This window comes from Pseudoalteromonas sp. SCSIO 43201, from assembly GCF_023716725.1.
GTDB classification, from domain to species: Bacteria; Pseudomonadota; Gammaproteobacteria; order Enterobacterales; family Alteromonadaceae; genus Pseudoalteromonas; species Pseudoalteromonas peptidolytica.
Genome location: NZ_CP072683.1, coordinates 1,060,403 through 1,081,845, shown reverse-complemented (window position 1 = coordinate 1,081,845; position 21,443 = coordinate 1,060,403). Strand labels below are relative to the sequence as shown.

Genomic DNA, 21,443 nt, shown 5'->3' with positions numbered 1-21,443 from the left:
GTAATTTGGGAATACACAGCTATTCGGTGTTGAGTCTATAAAGAGCCATCCTTTTTTTCATTGTGAGCCACAATTAATCGATTCAGTTCTTGCTTACTTTGCTCTGGTGTTTTACCTGAGGTATCTAGCACGATACAAGCTGATTGCCATTGCTGGTATTTTCTTGACGTTACGCTTTCCCATGACGGCAATATAAGATTAGGAATATCTGACAGCCTTTTCTCTACACGCTCACGATGTATTTTTTGGTCAGAGCAAATCACTTCGATTTCGATATACGATGACTCTGCTGTGCGCGCAACATTCAACCATGCTTCCCGAGATGCGGCTACCGGATTGGTTGAATCAGCAATTACTGGAATACCATTTTTCAGATTTTCAAGTGCAAGGGCATAAGCAACTTTATAACCTTCATCGTAAAGATCACTAACACCACTATTTTTTAATGTTTGCTCTATTGTATCAACTCGTATGTGGACTGCACCGAACATTGATGAAAGAAATCTAGCAAGTTCAGTTTTACCAGTCGCAGGGAGACCTCCAAAAATATACAACATAATGTTTTATTTAGCCTAAATTAAAAAATAAAAGAGAAACCTTAATTAAGATTACACAGGTATTATTTCTTGCCCGAAATCAATTAATAATTAGTGCATCAAATACTCAACACTTAAGCCTTTAGATCTCGGTTATATTGAAGCATTTAATGCTTGGTGGTGCAAAAAGAAATGCACTTAGCTTGTCTAACACTCCGTTATTTTCAATGAAACTAAGATATGCTTGATGGGACTCCTTGGATAGCCATATTTCATAGCAAAAAGCGCTTAGGGAGCACCAAAATACTGGACTGAGCGTGCTTGAAGATCGTTTTCGTTTTTATCATGGAGTTTGGTTTTTTCGGTTACATGACAAGCATAAATTAAACATTACTTAACACTGCCAATGAGCTAAGCACAACAACTAAGTCGTGGGTTTATTAAATTGTTTGCTGTGCTTACTCAGGATTATCAACTACTTCAACTGTTTGTGACTCTCGCATCACCCTCTTAATTAACGACTCTACTTCACTTCTAAAGTCAAATATATCACTTGAAGCCAATATATCGCCTCGGTAAAGTTTGTCACTCTTACTTAATTTAAAAAAGAAGCCTTCCTCCTCGTCCATTTTAATCACATGAAAGTTTATTTCATCACCAGCAAACTCTCTAATGTTATCAACTCTTGCTGCCAAATCTTCTTTTTTAGAAACAAAGCTAGTCAGCAATTCATCCTGGCCCAATTTCAACGATATATTATATCCATCACCGTATACTGGCTTTGATATTTCATAACGTGACTTAATCTCTTTTTTATCCAGCACCATGCTTTTACAGCTCCTATTTTTTAAAATAAAATTTAAAGCGATTTTTTAACGAAATATCTTTGTAACACGTCTACACCACATTAGCTTGTAATACCTGATTGTATTAAGTTTAATACCACTCAGGTTAAGCTTTGGTTCAATTTGTAATGAGGATAATGTTTTTCACATAAAAATAGGTCATGACTATGTATTACTTAATAATTATAACAATTTTATATAGCAGTTACACTGCTGCCAACGAAATAATACCTGAGCTAGAAATTGAACCGGTGACTCCGGGAGTATTTATTCATAAATCATATAGTCAGATTGCCGGCTGGGGTTTGGTAAGCGCAAACGGCTTAATTGTTGTTGAAGATAAGAAGGTATTTATTATCGATACCCCATGGTCTTCTCGAGATACGGAAAAGTTAGTTGATTGGATACACTCGCAGAAGTTTACTTTATTAGGGAGTATATCTACCCATTCTCATGATGACAGAGCCGCTGGTATTAAATGGCTCAATGAACATGGAGTCTCAACCTATGCAACAGACCTTACCAATAACTTGCTAGAAAAAGCAGGCAAGACCCAAGCTACGCACTCTATCAAGAAGAATAAATTTGTGTTAGCTGACGGCTTATTAGAAGTTTTTTATCCTGGTGGCGGGCATACAATTGATAACATCGTGGTTTGGCTACCAAAATCCAAATTGCTATTTGGAGGATGCTTTGTGCGTAGCCTTCAATCGCAGAGCTTAGGCTATACTGGAGAAGCTCAAATTGAGCAATGGCCGCATTCTGTTGCTGCTGTACTATCAAGATACCCTAATGTAGAGATCGTCGTTCCTGGTCACGGTGCGATTGGTAATATTGAATTGCTCAAGCACACAAAAAAATTGGCAAATAAAGCCACAAAAAGTGGGGGTTAGCTTGCATGACGAGGCAGGTGTTCCTGCCTCATACAAACTGATAGCGTATGAATCAAGTCGAGGTTAATTCAACCGATTTACTTCAATACAGCTATCCATATCTTTTAAATCACAACCTTTATGATAAAACGCATCGCGCTTTTCAGGGGTCGTTGCCATTTTTGCTGCTTGACGGCAACCTGAAATATCACCAAGTTCACAGCTTTTTGCATAATATAATGCCGCGCCTTTTTTATCTCGTATACGCTCTAGACCGCGCCATGCAAAGTTATAACATGCTTGTGCATCATTGTTCGTACAACATGCTGTATTTGCTTGCTGCAAAGCACGTGGAAACTTATCAATTTCGACTTGGCAAACTTGAGTCACTTTTTTTGGCATCTTTGGTGGTACACGCACAAAAAAGTTCTTGGTCGCGATTTCTTTCTGTTGATAAGCAACAGATATAGTCCACTTACCGTTAACAAGCTCATTCGCGTTTTCAAACTTCCACATCGCAAAATTATCACGGCCAAAATATAATGTATCTTCCCAAGAGGAGGTTGTTTCTGGTTTTCCATTGATCATGATCTCTGGATGCACAACCGTTACAGTAACTGGTACTTTAGTCGCAACATAGCTCGTACTGTTTGGATTTTCAGTCGTGCTATTGATTAGTTGATTTACCTGATAGCTAAAGCCAAAAAAGTTTCCTAGCTCAGCAGGTACGGCAAAGCCTTTTTTGAACTCATACCCCACAAGTTGGTTGTTTTGAAAAAGAGGCTGTGCATGACCTGATTTTTTAATCTCAGCACTGCCAAGCTCTATCGTATTTTTAACTACTTCTGTGCTTTCAGTGTTAGAAGCAGTTTTACAACCAGAAATAAAAATCGGTAATGTCGCTAAAAGGAGGGAAATGATGGTCTTTTTCATAATTTAATCCTTAAAAAAAGTGGCGCATTTTAAAAGAATTAAAAAGACATTGTCAAGTTACCATAATATATACAGACTGTTTTAAATTAATACCACTTGTTAATCCAACTATGCTTCTATTGGTATTATTTTTAATAACCATAATTCTTAAGCCTCGAATTTTTTAATTACTTCAAGTGACAAGTGATACTTCATCATTTTAAAAGTGCTTAGCAGCCATAGTTTTAAATATTTTCGACTAACCATAGAAAGCAGCTTTCCCAACGTTTTGTCACTGTAATAGACCGAATGCAAGCAATTGAAAGCAAACGGTCATCAACAAGCCATACCATTATTGGGTCAGCACACACAAATACCTATAAAAGGCAATTGCATTAATGAACAATATATAATCTTTTAGCGACTTGTAATATTTATTTTGCTAAATCTATCCATTGACCCTGAGTAAGCTCACTTAACTTCTGTGGATTTAGTTTAAACACTGAGTTAGGAGTTCCCGCCGCAGCCCAAATCTCAGAGTACTGATTCAAATCTTCGTCTAATATTGTATGAACTGATGAATTATGAGCGACTGGTGGCACGCCACCTATTGCATAACCAACTTTTTCACGTACAAAATTAGCATCAGCTTTGGTAAGCGTAATACCTGTTGCTTTTCTAACTTTGTCAGCGCATACCATGTTAGAACCAGAAGCAACAACGAGTACCGCTTCACCGGTTTCTCCATGTTTGAATATTAGTGACTTTGCGATTTGAGCAACTGTACACCCAATAGATGCTGCGGCATCTGAAGCTGTACGAGTTGAGCTAGGCATTTCCTGAACTACAAAGTCTTGACCATTTTTGGATAAAAACTCTTGCACTTTCATTGATGAAGGTTTCAATTCCTTTGACATATATTCTGTAACCTCATTAATTAAACTATAAATATAACGCCTTATTAACTATCAAAATACCTAAATAAACCGCTATGCTCTGGTATAATACTGACTAACAATTACACGACATTGTTACAAAGTAAACTGATAAATAGAAGCAAGAGAAATTTTCATCTTAATTATTTTATTTAGACATCGGCTACCTTGATAGGCTAAATACTACTAGCGCTAACTTCATAAGCTCCCCACCCTTACTTGTCCATCACAACGTATCAAACTTGTGAGCTGCGTTCGATAGAGGCTTCACTCCTTGCGTAATTTCGTCTTCAAGATTGTTGGAGAACCGAGAACTCAATGCCGCTGGTTTTGCAAAGTAATAGCCTTGTAAAAAGTCAGCTCCAATTTCTCGTAGCACTTGCGCTTCATGTTGACTCTCTACACCCTCAGCTATCACGGCGATGCCGTTTTCATGAGCAAGCTGAATAAGATGAGAGACAATGTTTCTTTTGTGTTGATTGGAGTCTATGTGTCTTACTAATTCCATATCTATCTTTATATAGTCCGGTCTTAGTTGCGCCAACATATTTAAACTGGACCACCCAGAACCAATATCATCTAGTGCAACGCCAAAACCGCAACTTCGGTAGAATGCCAAAATACCTCTTAAGTGATTCATATCACGGGCTTGATGTGTCTCGGTGACCTCAAATACAATGTCGTGTGGCTGAAACCCAAGTTCGCTGATAGCAGAGGCTGTTGAACGTAAGCAATATGACGGATCGTAAATACTGGAAGGGTTGAAATTTATAAATATTTTTGAGTGTAAACCCGCCTTTGCGGCATGCTCTACAGCAGACTTTCGCGCGATTAAATCAAGAGAAAAGAGTAATCCGCTTTGCTCAGCTAAGTTAAAAACGAAGTTTGGCGGCACCATATTATTTTCATTATCGAATAGCCTAAATAACGCTTCATTGGCAAACACATCTAGGTTTCCCGGTTCTGAATATGCTCTCACAATAGGCTGGAACCAACTTTGGTAGGTCTCGTTGTCAACTGCCGTTTTTATCCAACGCGCTTGATAACGGCGCACGAATGTTTCGACACTTGCCACTCGACTAATCGCACTAATATCCGGATGACCATCATGTGCCATAGTCGTCACTTTAGATTGGCCAAATTCGGGGCCAGCTAAGCAACCGCCTATATTGTTTAAAAATGTACTAAGGCCGCGTTTTTCTACTACAACTTTCACACATTTGCTTTCTACCCCTTCTGGAGTTAAGGCCATTTCGGTACACATCTGCTTTAGGTTTTGCTCTGCATTACCAGTCGGTAAGAAAAACCAAAAATATGTTTTATCGAAAAAATACGACTCTATTGCTTCACAATCTGCGCACCACATAGCATCCTCCATAAATGGAAACTCATGTTATATACGCAGTCACGCTTTGATCCGTTCACTAAGAGGTGAACCCGAGATAAGGTTATGACGTATTGTGTAACCATAACGCTGTACCGCTAAGAGGTTAGGTTTGAAAAATCATTCGCGAAAGGTACCATCATCAAGGCTGAGTCGCCTTGCTCATTTGGGTGGATTGGCAGGTCAAGTTGCATCAAATATGTTATTTGAAGGCGCAAAGCAGGCGCTTCAAGGGCAACCTGTGAAACGAAACGATCTATTGCTACAGAGCAAAAATATTGATGCAGTTGCGAAGAAGCTGAGTCACTTGCGCGGTGCCGCAATGAAGTTAGGACAGTTACTTTCAATGGATGCTGGAGATCTGCTACCACCGGAACTTGCCATGCTGCTGACTCACCTACGTGCAGACGCTATGCCAATGCCACATAAGCAGCTCATTGGTGTCTTGGAGCATGAATTAGGGCAGGACTGGCTCGATAAGTTTAGTCATATTGAACTGAAAAGCTTTGCACAAGCGTCGATTGGGCAAGTGCACAAAGCAACCACCGAGAATGGGCAGCCTCTTGCAATCAAAATACAATATCCAGGAGTGGCTCAAAGTATTCATAGCGATGTAGACAATGTCGCGAGCCTAATCAAAATGACGGGGCTACTTCCTAAAGGGGTTAGTATTGCTCCTTTAATTGAGGAAGCAAAGTCGCAGCTTCTCGCGGAGACCAATTACCAATTAGAAGCAAATTATTTACAGCAATTTGCCAGAGGACTTTCTGATGACACGCGCTTTAAAGTCCCAGCTGTACATCAAGCGCTAAGTAGCCAGCATCTGCTGAGTATGGAATATGTCTGTGGCGCGCCGCTTGCAGAGACCGTTGCTTTACCACAATCTGTTCGCAATGACATAATGACTGCACTCATTGAGCTGTTCTTTATCGAAATGTTTGAGCTTAAATTGATACAAACAGATCCTAACTTTGGTAACTATTTATATAACAAAGACACCCACCAAATCGTGTTATTAGATTTTGGCGCGACGCGCATCGTCAACGATGCGATTAGTGTTGGGTATAAAAACCTGTTACGGGCAGCGAGAGAGCAAAACCGTGAAGCTGTTAAGCAGGCTGCATGTGACATTGGATATTTTGATACTGATATTGCACCCGAGTACTGTAACGCGGTTATTGAGCTGTTTTTACTTGCAACAACTCCACTTAGGTGTGACGGCCCATTTGATTTTGCTAACAGCCAGCTAAGTAAAGAGATAAGTGAAAAAGGACTGGCTTTAAATCGCTATTCCAACGAGTGGCACACACCACCTGTAGACGCTTTATTTATTCATCGAAAGCTGGCGGGGTTATATTTAATCGCAGCCAAATTGCAAGCCAAAGTAGACTTAACGCCACTGCAACGCTACTTAAGTTAGACTAAAGTAAGGAGGCTGTTGTTTGAGTAAAATACACAATCCAACAGCACAATACCACTAGAGCCGGCCGGATAATCATTACAACGCAAAGTCGCTGACACCCACCGCTAATATGTGTATACCAAAGCAACCGTCTACACTTTAAGCCTGCACTTAATGGATTGAGAGACAAATTATGACAACGGTCTGAAAAAGACCAGCTAGTTCAAATAACACATACAAGATATCCAAAACTTTTTTGGTTCTCGTTACTTAACACTCGTTATTTACCTTGTGCGACTCGACTTTGGCGCCCTGTGTGATGATAAAAACTCGCCAGAAACTGTGAAATAGCGCAGCGTTAGCGCCATTTAATAAACCATGTGCAACATGGGAGCGTTCGAGACCGATATTGCACATTAGTGTTATAGCGCAGTGATTAACTGTTTTTACTTACAACGACTCTGCGTCAATTACAGCATGCTTTTAAACACGCCATCTTTGCGTATAAAATGGTGGAAACATGCAGCACCAATATGAACGACCAGAACAAGTAACAGTAGTAGCACCGCAAAACCATGTGCCTCACGAAACACAGCAAAATACTCAATATTTGCCACCATTGCCGCTGGCATAGTCAATAGGTCGAACACGACAATTGGTCTTGCACCAAAGTACTGCATCAATAGACCGCTAACCGGTATGACTAACATTAAAAAATACAAAAGCCAGTGACTAAACTTTGCCAGCTTAACTTGAATAACGGGCATTGTTGATGGCAGCGCTGGGGCTATCGATTGTACTCGCACGATAAAACGCAATATCAGTAATATTAACGCCAGCACGCCAAATGACTTATGCAATCCAAGTAAGCTCAGTTGCCATGGCTCCAGTGAGCTCACCATGGCAAGTCCTGCACATACCATAGACAATATCAAAACCGCCATCGACCAGTGTAATAATCGCATGGTAAAAGTATAGCGAGTCACCTGCTTATTCACTTTCTTGCCCTCCCAATGCCCCTATTAACTGTTCTTTCGCACGGCGTCTATAAGACTCAGCATAGGCGGCCGAACGTGCTCTTAAAATAGGATCGGCTGTTGCCGATAACCCCGTTGGTAAGATTAAAGGGTCAAAGTTCAGTGCATGGCACGCTCCTTCCAATTGTGGTTGCCACTGGGTAATGTTAATTTCCCCTGCGTTTACTTGAGCCCGATTACTTGGCCACTGAATAGCGGGGTTATTTTCATCATCAGCCGGTGCCGCAAGAGTAAACTGCCATGTAAAACGAACATTGCCCTGTGCAATTCTGGCCGCCAACTCTTTTTGCAGCGCCGCACTGTCTGTAAACGGGTTTTTGCTCGCCTCGCCTAATGGTAACATTTGCCAACGTACGGCCTGCTTATTGCTTTGTGCATCATGTAAGTAAAAGGCATTGATGCTATGGTAAGTCTCGAGTGCCAAACTTTCAGTGGGTGTGTAACTTGCTTTCCATGCTAAAAAGTCTGCGCTTTCAGGGTGCTTGGCAAAAAATGTCTTGATTGCATCACCCCCCTGCTTTATGGCGACAAGTTGCTGATAAAAGTCATACGGATTGCTCACAGCCATTACCGGAGGTGTATTCATGGCTATATTCCAACGCTCTGAACCGGTAACAAAGCTGAGTGCAAAACTTCTAACAGGCGCACTCAACTCATCAGCATGTGGATTGTTACCAGCGATAGAAAACCGGCCAATAAAGGGGTGAACGCCTGCACTAAAAACTTCAGCATCCGAATAGTGCGTTAGCGACCCATTCGATATAAATTCTCCCGACACACAAACGCCTTTGGCATGCGCCTTTCTAAACCCGGGAAAGTGTGATTGCCCTTGTTGTAAATCAACAAATTGTTGGGCGGTAACTTTTGTGCTTGCCTGCGCCGGTTGCGTCAAAAATAGCACCGCGCCATACCAAGCGACGAACGCACTTATTCCATAAAACCTTGCCAAGGAATATCTAATCATAAAAATAAAAACCTCATTAAACCGAGCTTGAGATAACAAACTGCGCTGGCGAGTGCCGACTCGCTTATGGACAGCCACTCATCAGACCTTGGTTCCGGCAAAAAAATTTCACACCGCTACGCTCCAATAATCTTACAAAATTGTATTCTGAACCCGTTGAAAACTGCGTTATGCTATAGCTAAACGACCAAACAAACCGCACAATGAAGATATTGCTTGTAGAAGATGACCACGACACTGCAGAGTTTATTTGTAATGGCTTAAAGCAAGCTGGAGAATCTGTGGATCATACGCAGTGTCCAAAAGATGCAATAATAAAAGCCTCCACCACCTCATTCGATGCCATTATTTTTGATAGGCTACTGCCGTCAATGGATGGCCTAGACGCAGTAAAAATCCTTAGAGCGAGCAACATCTTAACTCCTATCATTATGCTAACGGCATTGAGTGACACCGCAGCACGGGTTGAAGGCTTGGAAGCTGGTGCAGATGACTACTTAGTTAAGCCCTTTGCGTTTGTCGAGTTGCATGCAAGACTAAAAGCACTGTATCGACGCAAACCAGCTGCGCAAACCGTGAATGAATTACAAGTTGGTTGTGTAAAACTACTCAGAACATCAAGGCAAGTATTTAGAGGTGAAAGCGAGATTGAGCTGATGCCAAAAGAGTATCAGATTTTGGAATTTTTAATGCTTCATCCTAATCAACTGGTTACCAAAACGATGCTGCTAGAACACGTGTGGGGGTTTAGTTTTGATCCAAAAACCAGTTTAGTTCAAACACATGTCAGCCGCTTACGTAACAAGTTAGACAAGCCTTTTAACAGTGAAGTTATCAAAACCATTCGTGGCAGTGGCTACTTACTTTCTGAACAATAATATGAAAACGAATACTCAAAAATACCATTTGGTACTGGCGTTTAAATTTTCTTTTCTATGTTGGATACTCACATGTGGTCTAGCACTTTTGGTATCGCACTTTGTGTCTCAAAGTGAACAGTCCAGACAACAAACCGAAATGCTTGAACTTATTGAGGAAGCCGTCGAGCTTTACCATAGTGATGGGTTGGAGTCTTTGGTAGAAGTATTTGAGTTAGCAGAAAATGAAACTTGGACCAAAGAAGAAGCGCAGGAGCATTGGCAAGAGGAAGGCTGGCTTATGGCGTTATACCAAAAGGACGTAACAATCGCTGGTGGCGATATAGGTTTTGAGCGAGCAAACACCGCAAATCCGCAGCTACAAACAGAAATAGATGAAGCAGCACAACACATTTTTTATCAGGCACAGCAAATCAACGATGGTCTTTATTTACATCTATGGCAGCGTCTTGACCACGATGTTGTTATTGCCCAGGACGCTAGAAAACAATTTATTGTGTGGCTAGCGATATTTTGCTGGCTGCCGCCTTTGCTCATCTTTGTCTATTTTAGACAAATGCAAGGCAATACCATTACCAAGCTGAGTCAACAACTCTCTTTAGTGGCTAAAGCACCTGAGCTGCATCGCACCGTCGCAAAAAGCGATGACCCACAGCTGCTACAATTATGCAGTGTGATCAACACGATGCTCGACGAAATTACCAAGCTCCATCACAATATTAAAACAATGTCTGTGGGAGTTGCCCATGACCTTAAAACGCCTCTAACCCGCGTTGCAAACCGGCTACAATCTATGGGTCAAGACATAGACGATCCGGTACAATTAGCCGTTCACCTTGAAAAGGCCTGTGAAGAATTAGAAAAAATCATCTCGACTTTTAATAATTTAATCCGCTTGAATAGTATTGAATCTGGAAAATATCAACAAGGCTTTAAACAGATTGACTTATCAACACTGCTTTTAGATCTAACTGATAGCTTCACTCCGGTTTTTGAAGACGCAGAAAAAACCTTATCCATCTCGATATTGCCAAATATCAGCTGTTATGGAGATGCGGATTTGCTCGCGCAATTGGTCTGTAACCTGTTAGAAAATGCACTTGAATATACTAATCCAAGGGCGTCTGTATGGATCAGGCTGCAAAGTCACTCATCTGGCGTATTACTACAAATCGGTGATAATGGCCCTGGCATCGCAACATCAGACCAAGCACATATTTTCGAGCGCTTTTATCGTGCCGATACCAGCCGTTCCTCTTCAGGTAATGGGCTCGGGCTTAGCATTGTCAAAGCAATCTGTGACATACATGAGGCTCGGATTTATTTGCTGGAGGGTCAACCGGGCGCTGTGTTTAATATTGAAGTGCCAACTCATTAATAGATTGAGCTAAGCTTTGACTTGGTTAGTTTACAATTTTGTATGGTTTCGCACGCAAACTTGTAAAACACTAAAGTCAAAAATCATCCTACACTCATAACTTATCGTTCACTATTTGAGTTAAGTTATGAGATCAGTCATTAAATACTTTTCAGTTTGGTGTGTGTTAACCCTATCAGCGACTGGCTGTGGCGGTGCGCAAGAAACCGAAGTCGCGCAAGCCAATCAGCAGCTCACTGACAACACTGAAATTACCGAGCCATCGCAACCTATTGCAGTGGATAATGTGTTTGCGACACCACAAAGTACGGCCTCGTTTTTACACCAAACGACTTTTGGCGCTACACCACAACAGCTCAACACGCTTGTCGGTACATCTGCTTCTAAATGGTTCATCGACCAAATAGCACTAAAACCAAGCTTGAAAATGAATTCAGTTGCAAAATATACCCCCGAAGACGGCGGTTTTAATACCCTATTCGTAGAATCAACAAGTATCGGGTTTTGGCAAGATGCCATCACTGGCGAAGATCAACTGCGTCAGCGAGTAGCTTTCGCTTTATCTGAGATTTTAGTAGTTTCTAATGCCGGTGGTGACGAGCTCACTGACATCCCAGCGGCAGTAGCACGCTTTCAAGATATACTCATTGAGCACGCCTTTGGCAATTATCGAGAGCTGCTTCAGGCGGTAACTTACTCACCCGCTATGGGAACTTACTTAACATATTTAGGAAACCAAAAGGGAGACGAGCAAACAGGCAGGATGCCTGATGAGAATTATGCTCGGGAGATCTTACAGCTCTTTACTTTGGGCCTTGTTGAGTTAAACCCAGACGGTAGCGAGAAACGCGATAGCAATGACCAAGCCATTGAGTTGTATACCAATAAAGATATTACTGGTCTTGCCCGTGTTTTTACTGGGTTAGTGCTTGATGAGTCAGGCGCCGAACAAGCCGCTCAAGAGGAGTACGCGCTACCTATGGTCGGCGACCCTGAACTACATTCGACTAAAGCCAAATCCTTTTTAGGCTACACCATAGCTGCTGGCACCGATGTCAACCAATCAATCACGCTCGCATTAGATCATACCTTTTCGCATCCTAATGTTGGGCCATTTGTGGTTAAGCAGTTAATCCAACGTTTAGTAACATCAAACCCTTCATCTGGCTATGTCGCTCGGGCAGTAGAAAGCTTTGATTCTGGTAGCTACGTATTGCCCGATGGTACCAAAGTGGGCGCTAGCCAACGGGGAGATTTAACCGCAACGATTGCAGCAATTATCTTTGACAAAGAAGCTAGGAGCGAGAAAACAGCGCGCAGTGGCAAGTTAAGAGAGCCAATATTAAGATTTACGCAGTGGGCACGAGCCTTCGAGGTAAAAAATATTACGCCTGAGTATCAAGAGCCACTATGGGATACTCGTTCAGCAAACGCATTAAATCAACACCCCTATCGTTCCAGTAGCGTATTTAACTTTTTTCGCCCGGGTTACAGTGCACCAGGAACGCTAATATCGCAAAACCAACTGGTTGCACCTGAGTTCCAAATTACCAACGCCTCGTCAATCCCAGGTTATATTAACTTTATGACCTATTATATTTTTGGCTATCAACAAGATGTTGATGTGGCTGATTTACAAGCGGATTATGACGCCGAAAATATACCGCTTGATGCTCGTCAAGCTGTTTATAGCTTTCTTGCAGACTATGAATACGAACTCACTTTGGCAGATGACCCAAAAGCGCTATTGGCTCATTTAAATCTACTCCTAAGCGCAGATCAGCTCACTGAGCATACAGTGAATAAGATCACCCAAATTCTTGAGACACTACCGATGGAGGAACCACAAGATAGCCTTATTCGAGTGCAATGGGCGATTTTACTCGTGATGACCTCAGCAGATTATTTGATTCAAAAATAGGACGAGACAAGATGAAAAGACGTGATTTTTTGAAACTAAGCGGTGCGACCATGATGTCAACGTCCTTGCTTTCGTTGAGTCAAGCCGTTGCGGCAGCAGAACAAGGCGAAGATTATAAAGCCCTTGTTTGTGTATTTTTATACGGTGGAATGGACTGCCATGACACGATTATTCCTCTGGATAACAGTAACTATCAACAGTGGGCAAATCACAGGTCCTCACTACTCAGTGCTTACCCTACGCCAAGAACACCACAAAATTTGCACGCCCTCAGTACTCCCTCTCGATTTAATCAACGCAAATTTGCCTTACCTCCAGAAATGGCGGGCCTTGCGAAACTCTATGTTCAAGGACAACTGTCCGTAATTGGCAATGTTGGACCATTACTTGAACCTGTTAATGCCTCGCATCTAGAACAAGCCACTGCAAGTGTGCCTCCTCGATTGTTTTCTCATAATGATCAGCAGTCAACTTGGATGTCTGGTAAAACGGAAGGGGCACAATTTGGTTGGGGCGGGTTAATTAATGATGCGCTTATCAATACAGGAAAAACGCAGCAGACGCCTTTTAATGCCATTACCACAGCCGAGGCTGATCTGTGGTTAACCGGCAGTAATACCTTTCCATACCATGTGAGTGATGGCAAAGCTGGAATAATAGAAATCTTAGAAGAGTTCGACAACAACCAAGCACTCGCTGACTACTTTGCAGGCAAAGAAAACAGTAGTAGCAATAATATACTTCAGCAAGACCTAGATACGCTTACTCGCAGCGCCATGGCGGCAAATTCGCAATACAATGATGCCATTGCCAATACCAGTTTTACCTTACCACAATTTCCTACCACACCATTGGCGCAACAGCTGAAGAATGTTTGCCAAAGTATTGCAACAAGGCAGCAACTCAACACCAAACGACAAGTGTATATTGTTGGCATGGGTGGGTTTGATACTCACTCAGGTCAAGCTCAGAGCTTGCCTAAATTGCAATCAGCGCTTGATGGCGCACTTGTGGCGTTTAATACGGCCATTGCCAGCTTAGGTTTAGAGAAGCAAGTAACTTTATTTACCGCATCTGATTTCGGTCGTACCCTTGCTGTCAATGGTGATGGTACTGATCATGGTTGGGGCGCTCATCACTTTATTATGGGTGGTGCAGTCAATGGTGGCACTATTTTCGGCGATATCCCTCCCCCAGAATTAAACCATGCCTTTGATGCGGGTAGCGGCAGGCTCATTCCCACCACAGCTGTTGACCAACTGGCTGCAACCCTTGGTAGCTGGATGGGGGTAGACGACAATGCACTGCTGCAGATTTTCCCAAACCTTAAAAACTTCTCTGGTAAACTCAGTTTATTCAAAGGGTAGATTTTTATTCGAAATTAAGCACACAAGGATGTGCTGCTATGCTCGAGAACGCTATCACTGGTATAGGTGCGAGGAACAGCGTATTTTTAAACCCCTGTAGTCTATTATACGTAGCAGAGAACACTTAACAGTAATTTAGGCGGTGGCAAAATTGCGTAACTGGTGTAAATACTGTACTCTTGCCCGCCGCCTACTACAGAGTAACAAATCATGAGCTTTAGCCACCTAGGTTTAGCCCCAGAAATAAATCAAGCCGTTGTTGAGCAAGGCTACGACCAGCCAACGCCGATCCAAGAACAAGCTATTCCCGCCATTTTAGCTGGGAAAGATGTGATGGCCGCAGCGCAAACCGGTACAGGCAAGACCGCTGGCTTTACGCTACCTTTGCTACAAAACTTGATGTCGGGCTCTAAACCAAAAGCCAACCATGTAAGGGCCTTGATCCTAACACCAACACGTGAGCTTGCTGATCAAGTATGGCAAAGTGTTAAACTCTACAGCAAGCACCTCCCTATCAGCTCTGAAGTCGTTTACGGCGGTGTGAAGATCAACCCGCAAATGATGAAGCTGCGTAAAGGCATTGATGTTTTAGTAGCGACACCTGGGCGATTACTAGACCTTTACCAACAGAATGCGGTCAAATTTGATGACCTTGAGGTACTGGTACTGGATGAAGCCGACCGCATGCTAGACATGGGCTTTATTCACGATATCAAACGCATCATCAAAGTACTACCCGCTCGTCGGCAAAATTTGATGTTCTCTGCAACTTTCTCTGAAGAGATTAGAGCGTTAGCAAAAGGATTAATCCATGATCCTATAGAGGTTTCTGTGGCACCTGCTAATAGCACCGCCAAAAGTGTTACTCAGTGGGTGTATCCAGTAGATAAAAGTAAGCGCACCAACTTACTCAAACATTTAGTTCAAACGCATGACTGGCAACAAGTGTTGGTATTTACCCGCACAAAACACGGGGCGAACCGCTTGGTTAAGGATCTAGAAAAAGCCAAGATCAATGCCGCAGCAATCCATGGTAATAAAAGTCAAAGTGCTCGTATGAAAGCCCTTGCTGGTTTTAAAAACGGTGAAGTACGTGTGCTTGTTGCCACTGATATTGTAGCAAGAGGTTTGGATATTCAGGAACTGCCCTACGTGGTTAACTTTGACCTGCCAAATGTTTACGAAGATTATGTTCACCGTATCGGTAGAACTGGCCGTGCTGGTGCAACGGGTGAAGCTATCTCATTTGTTACCCAAGAAACCGCAAGCGATTTATTTGGTATTGAGCGACTAATTCAACAGCTGGTGCCGCGTAAAGTGGAACCTGGATTTGAACCGCAACTTGCCGTACCTGAGTCAAAGTTAGATACGCGCCCAATCAAGCCGAAAAAACCAAAGAAACCGAAAAAGCCAAAGACAACAGACGCTGAGCAAGCAACTTCTGCTCAGCCGAAAAACAAACCCAAGCAAAATTCAGGTCCTCGTAATAATAAGCCAAGTGGTAACGGCAAACCTACTGGTAACAACAATGGCAACCGCAGACGTCGCCCATCACAGTCTACCAATAAGCCAAAGAACCAACACGCTGGAGACAAGCGTGCACCACGCCATAAGCCCACTTCTGGCAATTAAAGGTGTAAGCAGGTGTAATAGCATTTACGACACCTTCTCCTAAGCTAAAAAAGGCTGTTAATCGTAACAGCCTTTTTCGTCAAAGGAGCTAGGCTATGAATAAGTTCAAGTTACTACTATTGACTGCATTCAGCAGTACCTTTTTTTAGCGCACGCGGGTACACAGTATCTAACCCAGCCTGCAAGCAACATCACCCAAACATCCACACAATTAAATGGCTATTCTTCTTCCACCATAGGCCTAAGTGGCGAGATTTTTGATTATGGCACTACCACAAGCTACGGCAGTAGTATCTTTGCAACACCACCTGGAGTAAATGGCCCCGTAAGTGCTCAAATTTCAAACCTAAGCTGTGGGACTGAATACCATTTTCGCTTCCGTGGAGATCCAAAACCCCCACGCACCACAATCCAAGGTGAAGATCTTACTTTTACTACGCTGCCTTGTAGCCCCACTAGCTACGCGAATGTGTCGTTCGAAACTGGCGGACAATATTACTTTGTGGCTGAAGGTAACGGCGGCAGCACGGTCAACGCAAACCGGTTAGCCATAGGTCCTTGGGAGCAATTTACCCTGATAGATATTAATGGCGGAGACCTTAATAGCGGTGATGAAGTTCATATTCAGACTACATCTGGCTACTACTTTGTTGCCTAACAAGGTGGTGGAGGTGAACTCAACGCCAATAGAACCGCAGCCTCTATCTGGGAGACATTCACGATTGAACTGCCAAATAACCCCGGTGCGCTCATCCAAAGCGGTGATAAAGTAGCGCTCAAATCCGTCAACGGCTACTATGTGCAGGCTCTTGGTAATGGTGGCTCGGGCGCAAATGCAGAGCCGACGGTTATTGGTTGTAATGCAACCTACCCTTGCTCATGGGAAATGTTTAAAATCATTTTTTAACGCACTTGTCCGTGGTAAAAAATTTTATCACGGCCTTACACGCGCTATCCATTCGAGCCATGTTATAATTGCTGTTTTAGAACTACAGAGACAGCGACTTTGACTCAGCCACTTTTTTCCAGCACTCCACTTTCCAGCGCCTTACTTGATAACCTCACTTCGTTGGGTTATCACACCATGACTGACATTCAAGCACAAACCTTACCGCTTATCTTGGCAGGTAAAGATGTTATTGGCCAAGGTAAAACGGGGTCAGGTAAAACCGCCGCTTTCTCTTTGGGACTATTACATAATTTAAATGTGAAACGTTTTCGTGTGCAGGCTTTGGTCGTATGCCCAACTCGAGAGCTTGCCGATCAGGTTGCTGTTGAAATTCGCAAGCTTGCCCGTGCAATCCATAACATTAAAGTATTGGCACTGTGTGGTGGCGCACCTATGGGTCCGCAAATTGGTTCTCTTGAACACGGCGCGCACATCATTGTGGGTACGCCAGGACGCATTGAAGAGCATTTGCGCAAAGGTCGCTTGTCGCTAGATGAAGTCAATACCTTTGTACTAGACGAAGCAGATCGAATGCTGGAGATGGGTTTTGAAGAGTCATTACAATGTATCATTGACCACTGCCCTAAAACACGACAAAACCTACTTTTTAGCGCAACTTACCCGCCAAAAATAGAGCAGCTTGCGCAGCATATCATGAAAGATGCAGCCAAAATCACAGTTGAATCAACCCACGATGATAGCTCGATTGAACAATACTTTTATGAAGTCGACAATAACGATGCAAGACTGCCTGCAGTCCAAAAACTGTTAATGCAATTTCAACCTAATTCTGCGGTTATCTTCTGCAACACCAAGGCAGAATGCCAGAACGTATGCGACAGCCTATATAGTTTAGGTTTTGATGCAGCAGCACTTCACGGTGATTTAGAGCAAAAAGATCGTGACCGCACATTGGTTCGCTTTGCGAATAAGAGCGTCACCATTTTATTAGCAACGGATGTCGCCGCACGAGGTATCGACGTCGATCACGTCGATATGGTGATCAACTACCATATCGCACATGACCCAGAAGTACATGTTCACCGCGTTGGCAGAACTGGACGTGCAGGCAATAAAGGCGTGGCGTGCTCTTTGATGAGCTATAAGGAATCACATAAAGTAAACGCCCTCGAAGACTATTTAGGCAAAACCATTGAACCCAATACCTTGCCAAGCGATCAAGTATTAAATAACAAAATTAACCGAGCACCGATGGTAACCATTCAAATCGACGGCGGTAAGAAGGCAAAATTAAGACCGGGTGATATCTTAGGAGCACTGACCTCAAATCAAGCGTTAAAAGGTGATCAAATCGGCAAAATCAAAGTCACTGCGATGTCATCTTACGTTGCAGTTGAGCGCAGTGTTGCCAATGTGGCGCTTAAAACAATCTCAGAAGGGAAAATGAAAGGCCGTAACTTTAGAGCTCGCAAAGTAACAAAATAACAGATAGCTTTGCTTTTCCTACGGTGGTCAATTTTTCCCTGACCACCGCAATTTTTAGATTAACTCAGCAATTTCTCGCCTATTTATAACTTATTTCACACTACAGGGGTTTAAATCTGCGCCACGATCCCAAGGTCTTATACCAGTTGTATTAAGTAAATGATCTATCTTGAAGCGGGGAAATAGCTTTAGTAGCACCGCTCTCGCGTCCTGCTACCGCTAAGGTACCTATATCCATATAGGCAAGGCAAAAATTTTGCTATTTAGTTGTTCTAAATGAGAAATTTTTAACGAAGCTAATATGCTATTTCACCCTTCAAATTGATTAGATAATTAATTCAATTGGTATTAGTTAGGCAAACACTTTAAAGGAGTTTATCTATGAAGACCTTAATCATTGGTGCCAGTGGTCAAATTGGAAAAATGACGACAAAGAAAATGCTGGAACAAGGCCACGACGTTGTGGCGTTAGTGCGTAATAAAGACAAGTTAGCAGATATTGAATCTGAGCAACTCACTATCACTGAGCAAGATCTTGAGAACGATTTTAGCGCTGCTTTTGACAACATCGAGCAAGTAATATTTAGCGCAGGCTCCGGTGGAGAAACGGGTGCGGACAAAACCCTACTGATTGATTTATGGGCCGCCATTAAAGCTATTGATTATGCTGTGAAAGCAAACGTTAAACATTTTATTATGGTTAGCTCTATTGGTGCCGACGATCCTGATAACATTGAAAGTGAAATCAAACCGTACTTGGTAGCCAAACACATGGCCGACCAATACCTACAAAGAAGTATCGTAAACTACACCATCGTTCGACCTGGTACATTACTTAATGAGCCCGCAACTGGTGGATTCTCCACTTCACGCACTGCAAATAGAGAAGACGCTGTAATAAATCGAGAGAATGTCGCTGACGCACTAGCTTACCTTGCCACTTTGCATCCTCAGAATCTAACGTTTGAGCTATTTAATGGTGAACAACCTCTCAAACAAGCACTATGCCAATAAGTGGGTTATATCTCGGGGCTTAACGCCTCGGGATATATGTCGAAAACACTTCTTGCTGTACCGATATAAAAGCTTGCTTTTATAAGAACTATTCTGTATCATTCAAGACTTGCTTTATTAATTCCACTCTAGATAAAGCAAACCTCAAGTAATGCCTCCTTGCCCTGATCCAGTAAGTCCGCATAAAACATACAAACAGAGCTTAATATAGTCAGGCGAAATAAAATCCAACAGCATGTTGGTACAGACTGTCATACCCATATCGGGTCGTTGTGAGTACAGTATATCCTGTTCGCTAAACTGTAATGAAGCTCATCTACTATTAAAAGCATCAGCTAATTTGCTGTGCATTATAAAAGTGAGTTTTATTATGTCATATACATATAACGGAACAGAGATCCGTGTTGAGCAACCAATTCGCTCAATTTCGGTGAACAAATCTAAAGTGATCTTTGCTGACGGCACAGGCCGTAAGATCACACAATTCGCCAATGGCGGCGAAGCACGTCAATTTCTGAGCTGGTTAACTTCAGCACATTGATTGTGTGGTAATACCAATTTGACTTAAAAAAATGCCGGACAACGTCCGGCATTTTTGTATCTTCAATATTTGTTAAGCTTAGCAATAGTAAGCTTCAACAGTCCCTTTTGACTTCAGTAGCAAAGGCTGACCACGACGGTCTAATGCCTTTGGTGATGCTACCTTAATCCAGCCTTCACTGATGCAGTATTCTTCAACATCAGTGCGCTCTTTACCATTAAAACGAATGCCAATGTGGTGTTCTAGTACTTCTTTTGCGTAATGTGGACTACGAGGGTTGATAGAAAGCCTATCTGGTAATGCTGGTTTTTCAGTTGAATCTGTCATTTTGTTTCTTCAATTATTTAAGCATGCTGTATTGTAGGTAATCGTATCGACCTGCTCAATAGCGGTCGACCTAAATTTTGACAAAACTCTGCTTAACCAAACATCAAGCGTTAACATCAACAATAACGCGCCCTCTTACTTTGCCATCAAGCAAGTCCGCTGCTGCGGCAATCACCTCATTCAACGTAATTTCATGGGCAATCATATTGAGTTTATTTAATTCAAGTTCGCTTGCTAATCGCTGCCATGCTTCAATTCTTAACGCTTTGGGGCACATCACACTGTCAATACCTGCCAACGTCACCCCTCGTAAAATAAAAGGCGCCACTGTGGCAGGTAAATCCATACCACCAGCTAACCCACAAGCAGCAACTACACCACCATATTGTGTGCTAGCACAGGCGTTTGCTAAAACGTGTGAACCAACTACATCTACCACACCAGCCCAACGCTCTTTTGCAAGCGGCTTTCCAGCTCCTTCTAACTCACTGCGATGGATCACATTTTGCGCACCAAGCTGGCTAAGAAATTGAGCTTCTTGCTCTACCCGCCCGCTTAGCGCCGTAACACTGTAGCCAAGCTTTGATAAAATAGCGACGGCAACACTTCCTACGCCCCCTGCTGCACCAGTCACAAGTACCTCCCCTCGTTCAGGTGTCACACCATGGCGTTCAAGCGCCATCACACATAACATTGCGGTATACCCTGCGGTGCCGATAGCCATCGCATCTTTTGCCTCAAATTGAGTCGGCAAAGGAACCAACCAGTCACCGTTCACTCGCGCTTTTTGTGCCAGACCTCCCCAGTGCTTTTCACCTACTCCCCAACCATTAAGGATCACAAGTTGTCCAGGCTGATAATCGGGATGCGACGAAGTAGACACTTTCCCCACAAAATCGATACCAGGAACCATAGGAAAGTGCCTAACTACGGGAGACTTGCCAGTAATAGCTAACGCATCTTTGTAGTTTAGCGTTGAGTACAACACGTCTATATCAACGTCTCCAGGCATGAGTTCTGATCCAGTTACCTCATTAAGTGTTGCGACGTAATTACCACCTTGTTTATCAATGACTATTGCTTTATACATATCGTCTCCATTA

20 protein-coding genes are annotated in these 21,443 nt (G+C 42.7%); 11 read left to right on the top strand and 9 right to left on the bottom strand.

Annotation, left to right across the window (positions count from 1 at the left end; genetic code table 11):
* Positions 1 to 35: 35 nt before the first annotated feature.
* A complete protein-coding gene (locus tag J8Z24_RS04655; protein WP_147391313.1) occupies positions 36 to 557 on the bottom strand; it encodes a P-loop nucleotide/nucleoside kinase family protein in 522 nt (173 codons plus the stop codon).
* Between the two features lie 437 nt (positions 558 to 994).
* Positions 995 to 1,363, bottom strand: a complete 369-nt coding sequence (locus J8Z24_RS04650) for a hypothetical protein (RefSeq protein ID WP_176032979.1) — start codon at positions 1,361 to 1,363, stop codon at positions 995 to 997.
* Between the two features lie 185 nt (positions 1,364 to 1,548).
* Here J8Z24_RS04650 and blaDIM point away from each other — a divergent pair, with 185 nt between their 5' ends.
* Positions 1,549 to 2,274 (top strand): DIM/SIM/IMP family subclass B1 metallo-beta-lactamase, encoded by a 726-nt coding sequence (gene blaDIM / locus J8Z24_RS04645; RefSeq protein ID WP_176032980.1) that lies wholly within the window; start codon positions 1,549 to 1,551, stop codon positions 2,272 to 2,274.
* A 63-nt stretch (positions 2,275 to 2,337) separates the two neighbouring features.
* Here blaDIM and J8Z24_RS04640 read toward each other — a convergent pair whose 3' ends face one another.
* From J8Z24_RS04640 to J8Z24_RS04630, 3 genes are all read right to left on the bottom strand, one after another.
* The gene (locus J8Z24_RS04640) at positions 2,338 to 3,186 is read right to left on the bottom strand and encodes a DUF3859 domain-containing protein (protein ID WP_176032981.1); all 849 of its coding nucleotides are present in this window, start codon (positions 3,184 to 3,186) and stop codon (positions 2,338 to 2,340) included.
* Between the two features lie 413 nt (positions 3,187 to 3,599).
* On the bottom strand, positions 3,600 to 4,082 hold the full coding sequence (locus tag J8Z24_RS04635; protein ID WP_128732284.1) for a YbaK/EbsC family protein: 483 nt from the start codon (positions 4,080 to 4,082) through the stop codon (positions 3,600 to 3,602).
* Positions 4,083 to 4,326: 244 nt separating this feature from the next.
* Complete coding sequence (locus tag J8Z24_RS04630) at positions 4,327 to 5,466, bottom strand: EAL domain-containing protein (RefSeq protein ID WP_176032983.1); 1,140 nt, start codon at positions 5,464 to 5,466, stop codon at positions 4,327 to 4,329.
* Between the two features lie 130 nt (positions 5,467 to 5,596).
* On the opposite strand from J8Z24_RS04630, the gene J8Z24_RS04625 reads away from it, so the two are divergent.
* Positions 5,597 to 6,904 carry an ABC1 kinase family protein gene (locus J8Z24_RS04625; protein WP_252095357.1) on the top strand — a complete coding sequence of 436 codons (1,308 nt, stop codon included), beginning with the start codon at positions 5,597 to 5,599 and terminating at the stop codon, positions 6,902 to 6,904.
* Between the two features lie 452 nt (positions 6,905 to 7,356).
* On the opposite strand, the gene J8Z24_RS04620 is transcribed toward J8Z24_RS04625, so the two are convergent.
* Positions 7,357 to 7,884, bottom strand: coding sequence for a cytochrome b (locus J8Z24_RS04620; RefSeq protein WP_252095356.1), 528 nt, complete (start codon positions 7,882 to 7,884; stop codon positions 7,357 to 7,359).
* Positions 7,877 to 8,887 carry a catalase family peroxidase gene (locus tag J8Z24_RS04615; protein WP_252095355.1) on the bottom strand — a complete coding sequence of 337 codons (1,011 nt, stop codon included), beginning with the start codon at positions 8,885 to 8,887 and terminating at the stop codon, positions 7,877 to 7,879. Before J8Z24_RS04615 ends, J8Z24_RS04620 begins: the two co-directional genes overlap by 8 nt.
* A 203-nt stretch (positions 8,888 to 9,090) precedes the next feature.
* On the opposite strand from J8Z24_RS04615, the gene J8Z24_RS04610 reads away from it, so the two are divergent.
* From J8Z24_RS04610 to J8Z24_RS04570, 9 genes are all read left to right on the top strand, one after another.
* Positions 9,091 to 9,765 (top strand): response regulator transcription factor, encoded by a 675-nt coding sequence (locus J8Z24_RS04610; RefSeq protein ID WP_128725903.1) that lies wholly within the window; start codon positions 9,091 to 9,093, stop codon positions 9,763 to 9,765.
* A gap of 1 nt (position 9,766) precedes the next feature.
* Positions 9,767 to 11,143, top strand: a complete 1,377-nt coding sequence (locus J8Z24_RS04605) for a sensor histidine kinase (RefSeq protein ID WP_252095354.1) — start codon at positions 9,767 to 9,769, stop codon at positions 11,141 to 11,143.
* A 127-nt stretch (positions 11,144 to 11,270) separates the two neighbouring features.
* Entirely contained in the window at positions 11,271 to 13,064 is a 1,794-nt protein-coding gene (locus J8Z24_RS04600; protein WP_252095353.1) for a DUF1800 domain-containing protein, read from the top strand.
* Between the two features lie 11 nt (positions 13,065 to 13,075).
* Positions 13,076 to 14,431 (top strand): DUF1501 domain-containing protein, encoded by a 1,356-nt coding sequence (locus tag J8Z24_RS04595; protein WP_252095352.1) that lies wholly within the window; start codon positions 13,076 to 13,078, stop codon positions 14,429 to 14,431.
* Positions 14,432 to 14,641: 210 nt separating this feature from the next.
* Positions 14,642 to 16,063 (top strand): DEAD/DEAH box helicase, encoded by a 1,422-nt coding sequence (locus tag J8Z24_RS04590; protein ID WP_252095351.1) that lies wholly within the window; start codon positions 14,642 to 14,644, stop codon positions 16,061 to 16,063.
* Between the two features lie 469 nt (positions 16,064 to 16,532).
* The gene (locus J8Z24_RS04585; RefSeq protein ID WP_252095350.1) at positions 16,533 to 16,721 is read left to right on the top strand and encodes a fascin domain-containing protein; all 189 of its coding nucleotides are present in this window, start codon (positions 16,533 to 16,535) and stop codon (positions 16,719 to 16,721) included.
* A gap of 348 nt (positions 16,722 to 17,069) precedes the next feature.
* On the top strand, positions 17,070 to 18,458 hold the full coding sequence (gene dbpA, locus J8Z24_RS04580) for an ATP-dependent RNA helicase DbpA (RefSeq protein WP_138524922.1): 1,389 nt from the start codon (positions 17,070 to 17,072) through the stop codon (positions 18,456 to 18,458).
* Positions 18,459 to 18,839: 381 nt separating this feature from the next.
* A complete protein-coding gene (locus J8Z24_RS04575) occupies positions 18,840 to 19,472 on the top strand; it encodes an SDR family oxidoreductase (protein WP_252095349.1) in 633 nt (210 codons plus the stop codon).
* A gap of 370 nt (positions 19,473 to 19,842) precedes the next feature.
* The gene (locus J8Z24_RS04570) at positions 19,843 to 20,013 is read left to right on the top strand and encodes a hypothetical protein (RefSeq protein ID WP_010370673.1); all 171 of its coding nucleotides are present in this window, start codon (positions 19,843 to 19,845) and stop codon (positions 20,011 to 20,013) included.
* Between the two features lie 78 nt (positions 20,014 to 20,091).
* On the opposite strand, the gene J8Z24_RS04565 is transcribed toward J8Z24_RS04570, so the two are convergent.
* Together J8Z24_RS04565 and acuI are read right to left on the bottom strand one after the other, a co-directional pair.
* On the bottom strand, positions 20,092 to 20,340 hold the full coding sequence (locus tag J8Z24_RS04565) for a DUF3297 family protein (protein ID WP_010370670.1): 249 nt from the start codon (positions 20,338 to 20,340) through the stop codon (positions 20,092 to 20,094).
* Between the two features lie 103 nt (positions 20,341 to 20,443).
* Positions 20,444 to 21,430 (bottom strand): acrylyl-CoA reductase (NADPH), encoded by a 987-nt coding sequence (acuI, locus tag J8Z24_RS04560; protein WP_176032990.1) that lies wholly within the window; start codon positions 21,428 to 21,430, stop codon positions 20,444 to 20,446.
* Positions 21,431 to 21,443: the final 13 nt, after the last annotated feature.

Bases quoted from the DNA above. Each gene is read 5' to 3' on its own strand.
- J8Z24_RS04605 (WP_252095354.1), top strand. From the start codon at position 9,767: ATGAAAACGAATACTCAAAAATACCATTTGGTACTGGCGTTTAAATTT.
- J8Z24_RS04565 (WP_010370670.1), bottom strand. From the start codon at position 20,340: ATGACAGATTCAACTGAAAAACCAGCATTACCAGATAGGCTTTCTATC.
- J8Z24_RS04630 (WP_176032983.1), bottom strand. From the start codon at position 5,466: ATGTGGTGCGCAGATTGTGAAGCAATAGAGTCGTATTTTTTCGATAAA.
- J8Z24_RS04640 (WP_176032981.1), bottom strand. From the start codon at position 3,186: ATGAAAAAGACCATCATTTCCCTCCTTTTAGCGACATTACCGATTTTT.
- J8Z24_RS04590 (WP_252095351.1), top strand. From the start codon at position 14,642: ATGAGCTTTAGCCACCTAGGTTTAGCCCCAGAAATAAATCAAGCCGTT.
- J8Z24_RS04575 (WP_252095349.1), top strand. From the start codon at position 18,840: ATGAAGACCTTAATCATTGGTGCCAGTGGTCAAATTGGAAAAATGACG.
- acuI (WP_176032990.1), bottom strand. From the start codon at position 21,430: ATGTATAAAGCAATAGTCATTGATAAACAAGGTGGTAATTACGTCGCA.
- J8Z24_RS04595 (WP_252095352.1), top strand. From the start codon at position 13,076: ATGAAAAGACGTGATTTTTTGAAACTAAGCGGTGCGACCATGATGTCA.
- J8Z24_RS04650 (WP_176032979.1), bottom strand. From the start codon at position 1,363: ATGGTGCTGGATAAAAAAGAGATTAAGTCACGTTATGAAATATCAAAG.
- J8Z24_RS04655 (WP_147391313.1), bottom strand. From the start codon at position 557: ATGTTGTATATTTTTGGAGGTCTCCCTGCGACTGGTAAAACTGAACTT.
- J8Z24_RS04615 (WP_252095355.1), bottom strand. From the start codon at position 8,887: ATGATTAGATATTCCTTGGCAAGGTTTTATGGAATAAGTGCGTTCGTC.
- blaDIM (WP_176032980.1), top strand. From the start codon at position 1,549: ATGTATTACTTAATAATTATAACAATTTTATATAGCAGTTACACTGCT.
- J8Z24_RS04635 (WP_128732284.1), bottom strand. From the start codon at position 4,082: ATGTCAAAGGAATTGAAACCTTCATCAATGAAAGTGCAAGAGTTTTTA.
- J8Z24_RS04600 (WP_252095353.1), top strand. From the start codon at position 11,271: ATGAGATCAGTCATTAAATACTTTTCAGTTTGGTGTGTGTTAACCCTA.
- J8Z24_RS04610 (WP_128725903.1), top strand. From the start codon at position 9,091: ATGAAGATATTGCTTGTAGAAGATGACCACGACACTGCAGAGTTTATT.
- J8Z24_RS04570 (WP_010370673.1), top strand. From the start codon at position 19,843: ATGTCATATACATATAACGGAACAGAGATCCGTGTTGAGCAACCAATT.